Annotated in this window: 9 protein-coding genes; 7 read left to right on the top strand and 2 right to left on the bottom strand. The window is 35.1% G+C overall.

Features of this window, described 5'->3' with window-relative positions; genetic code table 11:
* The first annotated feature begins 23 nt into the window (after window positions 1–23).
* The 6 genes from M0M44_RS19215 (at window position 24) to M0M44_RS19190 (ending at window position 11205) form a co-directional block, all read left to right on the top strand.
* Window positions 24–2669, top strand: coding sequence for a glycoside hydrolase family 3 protein (locus M0M44_RS19215; protein WP_248727146.1), 2646 nt, complete (start codon window positions 24–26; stop codon window positions 2667–2669).
* Between the two features lie 262 nt (window positions 2670–2931).
* On the top strand, window positions 2932–6018 hold the full coding sequence (locus M0M44_RS19210) for a SusC/RagA family TonB-linked outer membrane protein (RefSeq protein ID WP_248727145.1): 3087 nt from the start codon (window positions 2932–2934) through the stop codon (window positions 6016–6018).
* 16 nt (window positions 6019–6034) lie between these two features.
* The gene (locus tag M0M44_RS19205) at window positions 6035–7621 is read left to right on the top strand and encodes a SusD/RagB family nutrient-binding outer membrane lipoprotein (protein WP_248727144.1); all 1587 of its coding nucleotides are present in this window, start codon (window positions 6035–6037) and stop codon (window positions 7619–7621) included.
* A gap of 174 nt (window positions 7622–7795) precedes the next feature.
* Entirely contained in the window at window positions 7796–8842 is a 1047-nt protein-coding gene (locus M0M44_RS19200; RefSeq protein ID WP_248727143.1) for a sialidase family protein, read from the top strand.
* 340 nt (window positions 8843–9182) lie between these two features.
* Window positions 9183–10136 (top strand): M20/M25/M40 family metallo-hydrolase, encoded by a 954-nt coding sequence (locus M0M44_RS19195; protein WP_248727142.1) that lies wholly within the window; start codon window positions 9183–9185, stop codon window positions 10134–10136.
* 304 nt (window positions 10137–10440) lie between these two features.
* A complete protein-coding gene (locus M0M44_RS19190) occupies window positions 10441–11205 on the top strand; it encodes a hypothetical protein (RefSeq protein ID WP_248727141.1) in 765 nt (254 codons plus the stop codon).
* An 86-nt stretch (window positions 11206–11291) separates the two neighbouring features.
* On the opposite strand, the gene M0M44_RS19185 is transcribed toward M0M44_RS19190, so the two are convergent.
* Window positions 11292–11657, bottom strand: coding sequence for a winged helix-turn-helix transcriptional regulator (locus tag M0M44_RS19185; RefSeq protein ID WP_248727140.1), 366 nt, complete (start codon window positions 11655–11657; stop codon window positions 11292–11294).
* A gap of 81 nt (window positions 11658–11738) precedes the next feature.
* Here M0M44_RS19185 and M0M44_RS19180 point away from each other — a divergent pair, with 81 nt between their 5' ends.
* Window positions 11739–12614: an NmrA family NAD(P)-binding protein gene (locus tag M0M44_RS19180; RefSeq protein WP_248727139.1), complete on the top strand. Its 876-nt coding sequence runs from the start codon at window positions 11739–11741 to the stop codon at window positions 12612–12614.
* A gap of 105 nt (window positions 12615–12719) precedes the next feature.
* On the opposite strand, the gene M0M44_RS19175 is transcribed toward M0M44_RS19180, so the two are convergent.
* On the bottom strand, window positions 12720–14051 hold the full coding sequence (locus tag M0M44_RS19175) for a hypothetical protein (RefSeq protein WP_248727138.1): 1332 nt from the start codon (window positions 14049–14051) through the stop codon (window positions 12720–12722).
* Window positions 14052–14085: the final 34 nt, after the last annotated feature.

Below are 14085 nucleotides of genomic sequence, written 5' to 3'. Positions count from 1 at the left end.
ACACAACTATGTTACAATTAAGAATGAGGAAAACGGCCATTATTTTTGTAATGGCTGTTGGTTTTTTTAACCAGACCCATGCCCAGAAAAAGTATCCGTACCAGGATGCAAAATTACCAGTAGAAGAAAGAGTTCAGGATTTGCTAAGCCGTATGACACTTGAAGAAAAAGTGCGTCAGATGGATATGTATAGAGGAGATTTTTTTAAAGATAAAGAAGATTTTGCTAAAGCTAAATCGGCAGAAAAAATCGGGAAGTTGGGAATTGGAGCTATTCATGATCTTTATCCGCGTTCAGCTAAAATGATCAATGATCTTCAAACGAATGTAATCAAAGGAAACCGTTGGGGAATTCCTGCGCTGATTATGTGTGAAATGCTTCACGGTTATTTAGACGAAGGAAGTACAGCTTTCCCAATGAACATAGGGCTTGGAGCAACTTGGGATGTTGCCGTGATGGATAAAGTGGGTAAAGTAATTGGTATGGAAGCCAGAGCGCATGGAGTTCATTTTGGTTTTGGACCAAACTTAGATTTAGGACGCGAACCAAGATGGGGACGTGTTGCTGAAACTTTCGGAGAAGATGCTTTCTTGAACAGTGAAATTGGTTTGGCTTTTATTAAAGGAATGCAAGGAGACGATTTAAAATCAGATCGATCTATTATTGCAGAGCCTAAAAACTTTGCCGTTCATGGTATTCCGCAAGCGGGAGGAAATTCTTCGCCAATTTTGGTTGGAGAACGTTCAGCAAGAGAAGACCATTTACCATCTTTTCAAAAAGCATTTACAAAAGGTGGTGCGTTAGGAACTATGTGTGCGTATTCTGAATTGGACGGAATTCCTTGTGCAGCAAATCATTGGTTATTGACAGATGTTTTAAGAAAAGAATGGGGATTTAAAGGAATTGTAGTTTCAGATTTAGGAGCTATTAAATACATTCAAACCACTCATAAAGTTGCTGATTCTCCAAAAGAAGCTATTAGAGAAGCTGTTTCTTCTGGCGTTGATATGCAGTTTTATGATTTTAGCAATGAGTTTTGGCAAAACACTATTATTGAATTGGTAAATGAAAAGAAATTGACAACGGAGAATATCGACCGTGCGGCGGGAGGGGTTTTACGTTTGAAATTCTTGTTAGGATTATTTGAAAATCCGTACACAGAAAAAAATCTAATTAAAGAGCGTTTTCATACTCCAGAAAATCAGAAAGTTGCTTTAGAAGCAGCTCAAAAATCTATGGTTTTATTGAAAAATGAAAACAATATTTTGCCTTTAAGTAAATCGTTAAAAAATATCGCTGTTATCGGACCAAATGCAAATGCTTCAAGATTGGGAGGTTACGCTCCGAAGAACAGTGTCGGAATGACGGTTTATGAAGGAGTTAAGGAATTGGTTGGAAAAACGGCTAATGTAGTTTACGAAGAAGGAGTTCCATTAATTGTAAAAGGACAAATTATTCCATCTAAATATTTATTTACACCAGACGAATCTCAAAACGGATTAAAAGGAGAATATTTCAATAACAGAAATCTGGAAGGAACGCCAGCATTGACTCGTATTGACAGTCAATTAGAGTTTGACTGGCCTTGGGCGCCTGGAGACGGTGTAAATGTGGATGATTTTTCTATTAGATGGACAGGATTCTTAAAATCTGATCAAGCATTGGATGGTTGGTTAGGATTAAGTTCTGATGACGGAATCAGAATGTATATCGATGACCAATTGGTAATAGACAACTGGACAAAAGGAGCGACCAGTATGGTGACGGTTCCTAAAAATATTGAAAAAGGTAAAAAATATAAAGTCCGCATCGAAATGTGGGAAGGAGGCTGGGGAGCCAGAGCTCATTTTCGTTGGAATTTAGAAAAAGTAAATTTACAGCCAGCAATCGAAGCTGCTAAAAAAGCAGATGTTGCGATTGTAGTTTTAGGAGAATCTAACGAGTTGGTAGAAGAAAACAGGGACGTTGCTTCTTTAGACTTATTTGGAATCCAGCAGCAATTGATTGAAGAGATCCAAAAAACAGGAACTCCAGTAGTTTGCGTGTTATTAAATGGTCGTCCACTATCTACAAACTGGATTGCTGAAAATATTCCAGCAGTTTTGGAAGGATGGTTTCCAGGTGAGTTAGGAGGAAGAGCTGTAGCCGATGTTTTATTTGGAGATTACAATCCTGGAGGAAGATTGCCAATTACAGTTCCGAAATCAGTAGGGCAATTACCTATATATTATAACCAAAAGCCATCTGCAATACATAAATATGTAGCAGAAAGCGAGCATCCTTTATATTCGTTCGGTTACGGATTAAGTTACACGAAATTTGAATATTCTAATTTAAAGCTGAATACTTCTGAAATTAAACCAAATGGAGAAATAAAAGTTTCTGTTGATGTTAAAAACACAGGAGACAGAGATGGAGATGAAGTTGTTCAATTGTATATAAATGATGTATATAGTTCTGTAACGACACCAGAGAAAACTTTGAGAGGTTTCAAACGATTAAATATTAAGAAGGGAGAAACTGTAACTGTTGATTTTACACTTACTAAGGACGAATTAGGCCTTTATAACAGGGAAATGAAGTTTGTTGTAGAGCCTGGAGACTTCGAAGTAATGGTTGGTGGAAACTCAGCGGATCTTCTAAAAACCAAATTCAAGGTTTCGAACTAAAAAGTGTAAAATACCGAATAATTTTAAACGATTTTTAGTTAAAAAAATGAATACAACTGAAAAAGGTCAAAATCTATTAGATTAATAGATTTTGGCCTTTTTTATAAGGCAGAGTAGGATTACAAATGAAAACGTTTTCTTTCAATAAATGACCAAAGATTTACCAACACCTGCGAAAAATTGTCATTTGTCGAAATTATATTTTGTTAACAGAATGTATTCTTAAGTTTAACATGTTATTAACTCTAAAAAAACAACTAATATGATTAAAAGCGTACTAAAATTACTGTTTGTCATATGCCTTTTTGGGTTCCAAGGCCTACAAGCGCAGACAACAGTAAAAGGAACGATAACAGATGCTCAAAGCGGAATTCCAATTCCTGGAGCAAATATTATTGTTAAAGGAACTAAAACAAGTGCTTCATCAGATTTTGATGGTAAATACAGCATTAGCGTTCCAAATCAATCAGCAGTTTTAGTTTTTACTTATGTAGGATCTTCTACAAAAGAAGTTGCTGTTGGATCACAAACTACAATTAACGTATCTTTAGGTCCAGATACGCAGCAATTAGGAGAGGTAGTGGTTACAGCTCTTGGTATTAAAAGAGAGAAAAAAGCAATTACGTATTCTGCACAAAACGTTTCTGTAGACGAACTTTCTGAAGCTAGATCATTAAACGTTGCCAACTCACTTTCTGGTAAAGTGGCAGGTCTTAACTTCTCGACTACTTCAAATGGTGTTGGTTCTTCTTCTAGAATTACTTTAAGAGGTAACAGATCTCTTAACGGAAACAATCAGCCTCTTTATGTTGTGGATGGTGTGCCAATTAGTAACGGAACAACTAATACAAACCCTGATATTGATACAGGAGGAACTACACAGCCTGATGGTATTTCTAACATTAACCCAGAAGATATTGCTTCGATGACTGTCTTGAAAGGTCCATCTGCAGCAGCTCTTTACGGATCTAGAGCATCAAATGGTGTAATCGTAATTACAACTAAATCTGGTAAATCTGGAAAAACTTCAGTTTCGTTATCATCTAACTTTATGGCTTCTTCTGCTTATAACTTGATGAATTTACAAAACGAATACGGACAAGGTACAAATGGAAATTATGTTTCTAACTCAAGCTCAAGCTGGGGAGCACCTTTAGACGGGCGTCAGGTATCTGCTTGGCAGTTAGTTCGTAATCCAAATTATGCAGGACCAGCGACACAAAGCTATTCTCCACAGAAAAACAACGTTATTGATTTCTACAAAACAGGATATAACTTAGCAAACACTTTGACAGTTACAGCTGGTAACGAAAAAGCGCAAGGATATTTCTCTTACACTAACACACGTGCTGAAGGTATTGTTGGCGGAAACCAAATGGACAGACACAATCTTAACTTAAGATTGACTAGTAAAATTACAGACAAATTAACTTTGGATGCTAAAACAAACTACATCGTTCAAGATATCGATAACTTATTAAGAACTGGTGAAGAGTCTATCGGAACATCTGCTTATTTATTGCCTCGTAGTATCGCTTACAACGATTACAAAGATTTCGAATATATCGATGCTGCAGGACAAAGACAAGTTAACTATTTCCTTGACGAAACTGGAGCTCCAGGAGGAAACCCATTCTGGTCTGCTTTAAGAGATGACGCTCGTACAGATAAAAGAAATAGATTTATTGGTTTAGCTTCTCTTAAATATGAATTTACAAAAACGTTAAGTTTACAAGGTAGAGCTGGTTTGGATCAAATGACAAACAAAAACGTAAGAAACAGATATGCAACTGCAGCTTTCAACAGCAACATGGGTTCATACAGTGAATCTTATGAAACAGTAAGCGAGTTAAACATTGATGCTTTACTTTCTTACAATGAAAAATTTGGAGATTTCTCTATAGGTCTTAATGCTGGTGCGAGTTCATTGCAACAAAATAGTTCAGCTTTAAATTCTGGTGGTGTATTGAGTAAACGAAATTTCTTTGCCCTAAGTAATGTTCAAACAGTTCAATCTACATCTACAGCTTCAGAAAAAAGAATCAATTCTGTTTACGGATTTGGTCAAATTGGTTTCAGAAACTACTTATTCTTAGATTTAACAGCTAGAAATGATTGGTCTTCTACTTTGCCAGAAGATTATTTCTACCCATCTTTCGGTCTTTCTGCTGTTCTTTCTGACATGTTTACATTACCAGAAGTAATTAGTTTTGCAAAATTAAGAGCTTCTTATGCACAAGTTGGTAACGATACAGATCCTTATCAAACACAACAGAGATTCTCTTACATTGGAGGTAATGGTGGTATGTTATACGGACAAAACACTAAGGCAAATCCAAACTTGAAACCTGAGATTTCTTCTTCTTCTGAGTTTGGTGCTGATGTTAGATTTTTCAATAACCGTTTAGGTTTAGATTTCACATACTTTAAAACGTTAACGAATAACCAAATTTTCTACATCAACACTCCTGAGCCTTCTGGATATTCTAGAGCAATCGTAAACGGTGGAGATATCGAAAATAAAGGTTTTGAGTTTACGCTTACTGCAACGCCAGTTCAAACAGAAAACTTTTCTTGGGATATTACAGCAAACTACGCTTCTTATAAGTCAAAAGTAAAATCTATCTTTGAAGGACGTGATGAGTTAGTAATCGGTGAAGGACGTTTAGTAAGAAGTAAAGTAGTTAAAGGTGGAGAATATGGTGATTTATACATCAAAGGTTTCCAAAGAAATGAAGCTGGAGAAATTTTAGTAAACAGTGCTGGTATTCCATTGGCAACAAATGGTTTTGATGTTCGTGCTGGTAACTTTAATCCAGATTGGACTGCAGGTTTCAAAAATAACTTCAAATACAAAGATTTCTCTTTAAGCTTCTTAGTTGACTTTAGAATTGGTGGTGAAGTTATTTCATACACTCAAGCGAGACAAGCTGGTTTAGGGGTAAGTGATATTACTTTGGCAGGAAGAAATGGCGGAATCATTGTTGATGGTGTTGTAGATAACGGAAACGGAACTTATACTCCAAACACAACAAGCATCAATGCTGAACAATATTGGACAGCAATCGGTCAAAGAACTCCAATTGCAGAGCCATTCGTTTATGATGCTACAAACATCAGATTAAGAGAGCTTGTTTTTGGTTATTCAATGCCAAAACGTTTATTAGGCAACTCAGGATTTACAAGCATCGATTTCTCATTAGTAGGTAGAAACTTGTTCTTCTTCTTAAACAAAGCTAAGTACTTTGATCCAGAAGCAGGAGCAGGTACAGGTAACTTACAAGGTATAGAATCTTTCAACATTCCATCAACGAGAGATTATGGAGTGAATGTTAAATTTGGATTTTAATTAAAAAAGAGACATCATGAAATATAGTTTTAAAATAAAAACATTAGGAGTTGCATTAATGGCAGTTTCGATTTTATCAAGCTGCACCGGCGATTTTGATGAAATAAACAAAGATCCTAATTCATTAACTGAAGATCAGTTAGATGCTACATTAGCTGGTCCTGCATTTGCTTCGGCATTATACGCAGGTATACACAATGGTTCTTATTCATCACCAGGAGTAGACGATCAAGGTACTTGGGGTATTGCAACAGGTATTCTATCTTCAACTTTTATTCACTATTTAAACTGTGGATATGGAACAGAAAGAAATGCTTTTGTTAATGGATACGAAGGTAGAGGATGGACAAGATTTTACACCGTTGCTGCTCCAGCTTTATCAAATGCTATTAAAGCATCTGAAGGAAACGCAGAAGCTACTGCAATCTTAAAGATCTGGAAAGTTTTCATGTACAACCAAATGGTTGATGCTTACGGACCAATTCCTTATACTGAAGCAGGTAACGGAAAAGATAAAGTTCCTTACGACAGCGTAGAATTTATTTATGCAGATTTCTTTAAACTATTAGATGAAGCAAATGCAACATTAGCTTCAACTTCTGTAACTTCGGTTGCCTCTCTTGCCCCAAATGATAGAGTTTATTCAGGAAGTGTTGACAAATGGAGAATCTTCGGAAACAGTATGAGATTACGTTTGGCCTTAAGAATTTCGGATAAAGAACCTGCAAATGCAAAAACTCAAGCTGAAGCTGCAGTAGCTGCTGGAGTAATGCAAACAAATGATCAAAGCGCTTTCTTTAAAGCAAGTAACATTACGCCAAACAATTTAAATATGATTGTAAACAGCTGGGGTTACGTTATGACATCTTCTATGGAAAGTATCTTAGTAGGTTACAACGATCCGCGTTTATCTAAATGGTTTGCGCCAGTTGCTACGGGAGCTTATAGAGGAAATCCAGTTGGAGGTTTAGAAGATCAATTTGGAACTACAGAGTTCTCTAAATTTAACAACGATGTTTTAGGAAACGGTGCCGCTAATACACTTAGCGAAACTAAAAACATCGAGATCTTTATGGCTTCTGAAAACTACTTAAGTAGAGCAGAAGGAGCTTTAAATGGATGGAATATGGGCGGAGATGCTAAAACTTTGTATGAAACAGGTATTAGATTATCTCTTGCACAATGGGGAATTGTTGATGCAACTGCTGTTAATGCTTACATCAACGGAACTTCATTGCCAACATTGCCAAACATTTTGACTTTATATCCAACTTTAGATTTACAAGATATTCCAGTTAAATTGCCAGTGGCTTGGTCTGCATCTACTGCTGATCAAAGAACTCAAATTGCAGTTCAGAAATACTTAGCCATTTTTCCAGAATCTTGGGAAGCTTGGGCAGATTTACGTAGAAGCGATGCTAAAGTAATCTATCCAGTTTTAAACACTGATAATCCAGATGCTGGAGTTGGTAAATCTTTGATGAAAAGAATTATTTACACTACAAATGAGTACTCATCAAACAAAGCAGCTGTAGATGACGGAGTTTCTAAATTAGGAGGTCCAGATTCAGGTGGAACAAGACTTTGGTGGGACACAAAATAATTAATTTGGTAAAGTAAAAGATCAATCGATTTGTTACTTGAGCAGAAGGAGAGGTAACTCTCCTTTTGTTTTTTTATCAAGTGTCTAAGATTCTAAGGTTCTAAGGTTCTAAGTTTCTTAGGTACTGTTTTAATCTGTGTCAAAAGATTTTAAAGAATGCAAAAAAAATAAACAATGAATTTTAAATTAAAAACTACCGCTATCATTTTTGCAGTATTTTTATTTTCAAATAATGCAATACATGCACAAATGAAAGCAGTAAATATTGAAAGCAGTTATATTGCAGATCCGCCAGTTACCACAAACAGCCATGCTTCAACTTTGGTTGAATACAAACCCAACGAGATTTTAGCCGCTTGGTTTGGTGGAAAATATGAAGGAGCAAAAGATGTTGGCATTTATATTTCGGCTTATAAAGACAAAAAATGGTCTGCGCCTAAAGAACTGATTCAGCCATTAATTAAAAATGGAGACACACTTCCGTGCTGGAATCCGGTTTTGTTTAAAAGTAAGAGCGAGAATTTGTATTTGTTTTATAAAATTGGAAAAAATCCGAGAGAATGGTTTGGCGCTATGATTGTTTCGAAAGATAACGGAACAATCTGGGGAGAACCAAAATATCTTCCAGACGGAATTTTAGGTCCAATTCGAAATAAACCAATCGAAACTACTCCAGGCGTAATTTTATGCGGAAGCAGTACAGAAAGTGTAAACACAGATCAATGGCGTGTGCATGTTGAAGAATATGCAGAAGCGACAGATTCTTGGAAGAAAATAGAAGTAGAAAACAATCAGAACTTTGATATCATTCAGCCAACATTTTTAATTCATAGTAAGAGTGATATCCAGATGCTGTCTCGCAGTAAACACAATAAAATAGTTGCGAGCTGGTCGGGAGACAACGGGAAAAGCTGGATTAGAACCAATACGATAAATGTCATCAATTCCAATTCTGGTATTGATGCTTTAACAGTAGACAAAAACACATTTTTATTGGTAAATAATCCACTTCCAATTGGAAAAGACTGGTTTAACGGAAGAAATATTTTGGATGTTGAATATTCTAAAGACGGTTTAAAATGGACTAAATTATTCGATTTGGAAAAACAAGAAAAAGGAGAATTCAGCTATCCAGCCATAATTCAAACCACCGACAAGAAAATACACGTTTTGTATACTTATGATCGAAAATATATCAAACATACCTCTTTCGATTTATAAGACTTTAATTAATGGCACGCAGATAAAACAGATTCGCTTTGCAAAGACGCGGATAAACACAGATTTATAAAACATAGTGATGGTTAACCGTTGGGTGAGATTCAATAAGAGTTTAATTTTTAACACATAGAAACATAGATTTTATTATCTCTGTTTAAGATTGCAAAAAAAGCAAGCTTTAACACATAGCTATGTGATTTAATGTTAGTGAAACGCCTTTTTTTAGGTTTAGAAAAGCTATATTTCTATGTGTTAAAAAAAATATTTTAAATCAGTAAAAATCCGCGTCTTTGCAAAGCAAATCCGTGTCATCCGCGTTCCATTCTATAGCTAACCAATTATGAAATTAAAACTTTTTTTTACGGCCGTAATTTTTTGCTGCACTTTCGTGAATGCCCAAAAAGCGGAGACCTTTTACAAACATGACAAATATCTTTCATCAGATCAATTAGAAGGACGTTTCCCAGGAACAAAAGGGAATAATAAAGCAACAACTTATATTGAGAAGTATTTTAAAAAGTATGGTTTAAAAGAATTCGGTAATTCTTATTATCAGCCTTTCAAACTTTTTGTTAAAGAAGGAATCAATAAAATGAAATCGGATAGTGTGGCTACGCAAAATGTTGTAGGCTATATCGAAGGTTCAGATTCTACTTTAAAGAACGAATACATTGTAATTGGGGCACATTATGATCACTGGGGCTGGGGTGGACAAGGTTCTGGAAGTAAAAAGAAAGAAGCTTTTGCCATTCATAATGGAGCAGATGATAATGCTTCTGGCGTTTCGGCTTTACTGTGCATTTTAGAAGAAATTTCAAAACAAAAAATAAAACCAAAACGAAGCATCATTTTTATTTCTTTTAGCGGAGAAGAAGAAGGATTGTTGGGTTCAAAGTATTTCATTAATCATCTTCCAGTTCCAAAAGAAGCTGTAAAAGTGATGCTCAATATGGATATGGTCGGAAGATTAAATGAGAAAAAAGAGCTTTATATGGGTGGGGCAGGAACTTTTCCGAACGGAGTAGAATTAATGAAAAAACTGCAGGAAAACAGTGGATTAAATCCGATCGTATTTGCTGGCGATGTTGGCGGCTCTGATCATGTTTCTTTCTACAAAGAATCGATTTCGGCAGTTGGATTTCATACAGGTGGACATCCACAGTACCATACGCCAGACGATGATATTGAATTAATTAATTCAGAAGGAGGAGCATTAGTGGCTAAATATATTTTTAATGCATTAATAGAAATAGCCAATTACAAAGAAGCTCTCATTTTTATTAAACAAAATTAAAACAGAGTAGTTTTCAATTAAAAAATAAGTTAATTAGTTTTTGTTGCTTGAAAAAAGACGGTATCTATTAAATGCTATAGACGCCGTCTTTCATTTTAAAAGCATAATTTGGTTCGAGTGCTGTTGCTTCTTTTTTAGACAAAAAGTTTCAAGGAAATCCGAAGCTTTTTTTATATTTATATTTTTGATTTATTTTTGAATAAAATTATAAAGCATATTTATTCTTCGTTCAAAAAAAGAAGAATCTTTTTTACAAGGACTCTGAATAGCATTATAAAATACAAACTAAAAATCCAATTAACATTTGATAATAGATAAGGAAAAATTCGAACAGATTGAGAAACTGATTTTGAAAGATATCAATCTTATAAAATTAGGTTTCCAACATTTAGAATATATGCAGGATTGCAATAGAGGTGTGTTTTATAGAGAAACGGAAGATAAATACGATGCTATAAATTATGGTTTTGGCTATAATCTCCATAATTTAGACCCTATTACAGTGTGTAAAGAAGATATCGCATCTTATGTAAGTTTTAAATCAGTTGAAAAAATTTTAGATGCAATTTTGCCAAACTCCCGTACTTATGGAAGTTTCGGTGATTCATTGGAATTTATTTTATATTGCGAAGATACGTTAGCAAATGTAATGAAACCTGCCATTAACTCTCCAAACGAATTGACTCATGAAAAGGTATTTGAAAACGGTCAAATGGTTTTAAGCAATATCACAGAAGCAGTTAGTAATATGAATGCTTATATCCAGAAACATCATTTAACTTTTTTTGATAATTTTCTTACCATACAAGATTTAAATGATAAAATATTGGAGAAATATGATTGGACAAATTGGAGTAAATATTTTTTTAAAGAGCCTTTTTTTAAAGCCATTATTATAATGAAATTATGCAACAATAATAAAAGATATGATGAGTTTACTAAAATGTATAAAACAAGAATATATAACGCTATCCAGAATGGACGTAATGATTTACTTACGTACTATGAGAACCTTATAAAAGTTATAGAATACCTTGAAAGTGGTAAATACAAAGAAGTAGCGATTTAATAAAACATCATTCATTCCTTACAAATGGTGTTTTTTTATGTCAAGTTTTATCAATTACAGTGTTTGCTTCCTTAATATGCTATCTATTAAATGCTATAGACGCCGTCTTTTACTTTAAAAGCCCAAGAAGCCATGGCATCAATAACAGGCATTAAGCCAGTTCCTGCATGGCTTAATTTATAAGTTACAAATGGTGGAACAACAGGTTTTGCCTCACGAATGACCAATCCATCTGCTTCTAATTGTTTTAAATGCTGAATAAGCATTTTTTCTGTCACAGCCGGAATTGCTCTTTTCAATTCGCTGTAACGTTTATCTCCAGTCGATAAATGATATAAAATAATAGGTTTCCAGTAGCCTCCAATTTTCTCCATAACAAAGGTTACAGGGCATTTTTCCAACGCATACTGCTTGTTTTCCTGAATAGTAGACGATTCTTTAATTGCTGTCATGATACATACTTTAGGGTAAGTACTTGTATAAAAGTAAGTACAAAGATACCTTTGTCTTGTTAAATAAAAAAACATTTTAAGATGAAAATTATAATCACAGGTTCATTAGGAAACATAGGAAAGCCATTAACGGCTCAATTAGTACAATCAGGACACGATGTAACCGTTGTCAGTAGCAATGCGGATCGTAAAAACGCAATCGAAAATTTAGGAGCAAAAGCAGCAATAGGATCGGTTAGCGATGCCGATTTTCTTTCTAAAGCGTTTGCTGGAGCAGATGCTCTTTTTGCCATGACACCTCCAAATATGGGTGGAGTAAATATCATTAAAAACACTACCGATGCTGGTGCCGCTTTTGCGAAAGCAATCCAAACAGCCAACATTAAGAGAGTGGTAATGTTAAGCAGCATTGGGGCCGATTTGCCAGCAGGAAACGGACCAATTGCAGGTTTGTATAATATTGAGAAGATTTACGAAAAGTTAGATGCTTCTATCACGTTTTTAAGAGCGGGATATTTCTACCTTAATTTCTTTAACGATATTCCGATGATAAAAGGAGCGGGGATAATGGGAGCCAATTTTCCAGTAGACAATTGTATTCCGTTAGTGCATCCAGAAGATATTGCAGCAGCTGCAGCTGAAGAATTACAGAAAACTCAATACGGTAAAAACATTCGTTATATCATTAGTGATGTAAAAACACCTTCAGAAATTGTAAAAGCTTTTGGATCTGCTATCGATAAACCAGAACTTCCTTGGATCGAATTTACAGACGAACAATATTTCGGCGGAATGACACAAGCGGGAGTTCCAGAAGAAATGGCAGGTTTATACACCGAAATGGGAACTGGATTACGAAACGAAACCATTGCTTCAGATTTCTTAAACAATGATGGAAAAGCGACAGGAAAAATCAAACTAGTAGATTTTGCTAAAGAATTTGCTTCAAAATTCTAATCATAAAAAAAACATTCCGCTTACTATAAATAGAAGCGGAATGTTCGATTAAAAAAAAACTCAAGTGATGAATTTTCCACAAACTGTTTTCACAGTCGTATATTTTTAGAATACCCCAATGTAGTGGTTTCCTGGTTTGTTTATCAATTTAGCACCTTTAGTAACTTTCCCCGAAGGAATATCAATTACATAAATGTTTCCATCTTTTCCAACTGGTGTTACTGCGATGTAGAAACTGTTTCCATCTACAACAAAACCTTGGTATTGTCCAAAATCTAAGTCAGCGTCGTAGTCAATGCCTTCTACTTTTTGAGCAGTTCTTGCATTCAAATCTAATCTAGCTACATAACCTTGATTAGTTCCTTCAAAAGTATATACCGCGTAAGCAATTCCGTTTCCAACATATCTCCAAGCATCAATATAACTTCCTTTGATTCCTAAAGCTGTATCTAAGCTAAATACATAATTATCGTCATATTGATTGTTTTGGTTAATTTTTAAGATATAAGAACCTTTTTGAGTATCTCTTTGCGTAGCTTGGTAAATGTTTCCGTCAGTAGCCACAAAGCTGTTGAAACTTCTGTAACCGCTAGTATCTCCAAATCCAACTTTTGAAGTAATTACCACAGGATTTTCCAAAGAAGGATAATCAACCACAACAGATTTTGAACCTAAACGTGTAAATGTGCTTTCGTTTTTTGATGGATCAGCAGTATTCGTTTTACGCATCCAAGTTCCAATAATTAATTTGTTTCCTGCTTTGTTCAATGTTGGGGCATCTAAACGGAAAATATGGTGTCCTTGTGCTTCTTCTTCAGCAGTCAATGGAATATCGTATTGTTTGTAAGCAGAAATTAAAGTCTGTTTCATGTCTAAAGACAATACAGTAGCTTTTCCTCTTGTATTTTTGTATGACTTGTCTTCGTTTACATTAACAATTGGAGTTGCCACGTTTACTGCAACACCAGTTTTGTCACCATCAAAAAGTTTTACCCATCTCGGCGAAGTACCAGCATATTGAGAAATATTTACCTTAGCATCAGATTGAGCAAAATTGTTTCCTCCGTTTACTTTGTACGTCATAAATTCGCCACCATTAGCACCAGTATAAGTGATATTGAAAAGCGTGCTTCCATCTACAGAAGATTGCAAACGCGCCGTTCTGCTAGATTGAACCGGTACACCCTGATCGTAAACATTTACAGAAAAGTTAGGATCAATTGCGTTTTCTTTGCTGATCGCGTACACTTTTGTACCACCATTTCCGTCACCTGGATCTGTCTGCATTACTGCTCCCGCAACCGTAATCCAACGTCCTTCTGTAACAGGATTAACTGGTTCTGAATTTTTATTATCGTCGCTACTGCAAGCCGTAGTCAATGCAAATGCACTAACGAGTAAGCTAGATGTAAATAATTTAAATGTGTTTTTTTTCATCTTTATTGCATTTAAAAATTAGTTATTAATTGAG

The sequence above is a fragment of the Flavobacterium humidisoli genome (genome assembly GCF_023272795.1).
GTDB lineage: Bacteria > Bacteroidota > Bacteroidia > Flavobacteriales > Flavobacteriaceae > Flavobacterium > Flavobacterium humidisoli.
Note: the sequence above shows the minus strand (reverse complement) of the source record. Positions and strands in the feature narration are given on the sequence as shown.

What these genes read in the sequence shown, in the direction of transcription:
- M0M44_RS19215 (WP_248727146.1), top strand. Translation starts at nt 24, where the DNA reads ATGAGGAAAACGGCCATTATTTTTGTAATGGCTGTTGGTTTTTTTAAC.
- M0M44_RS19210 (WP_248727145.1), top strand. Translation starts at nt 2,932, where the DNA reads ATGATTAAAAGCGTACTAAAATTACTGTTTGTCATATGCCTTTTTGGG.
- M0M44_RS19205 (WP_248727144.1), top strand. Translation starts at nt 6,035, where the DNA reads ATGAAATATAGTTTTAAAATAAAAACATTAGGAGTTGCATTAATGGCA.
- M0M44_RS19200 (WP_248727143.1), top strand. Translation starts at nt 7,796, where the DNA reads ATGAATTTTAAATTAAAAACTACCGCTATCATTTTTGCAGTATTTTTA.
- M0M44_RS19195 (WP_248727142.1), top strand. Translation starts at nt 9,183, where the DNA reads ATGAAATTAAAACTTTTTTTTACGGCCGTAATTTTTTGCTGCACTTTC.
- M0M44_RS19185 (WP_248727140.1), bottom strand. Translation starts at nt 11,657, where the DNA reads ATGACAGCAATTAAAGAATCGTCTACTATTCAGGAAAACAAGCAGTAT.
- M0M44_RS19180 (WP_248727139.1), top strand. Translation starts at nt 11,739, where the DNA reads ATGAAAATTATAATCACAGGTTCATTAGGAAACATAGGAAAGCCATTA.
- M0M44_RS19175 (WP_248727138.1), bottom strand. Translation starts at nt 14,051, where the DNA reads ATGAAAAAAAACACATTTAAATTATTTACATCTAGCTTACTCGTTAGT.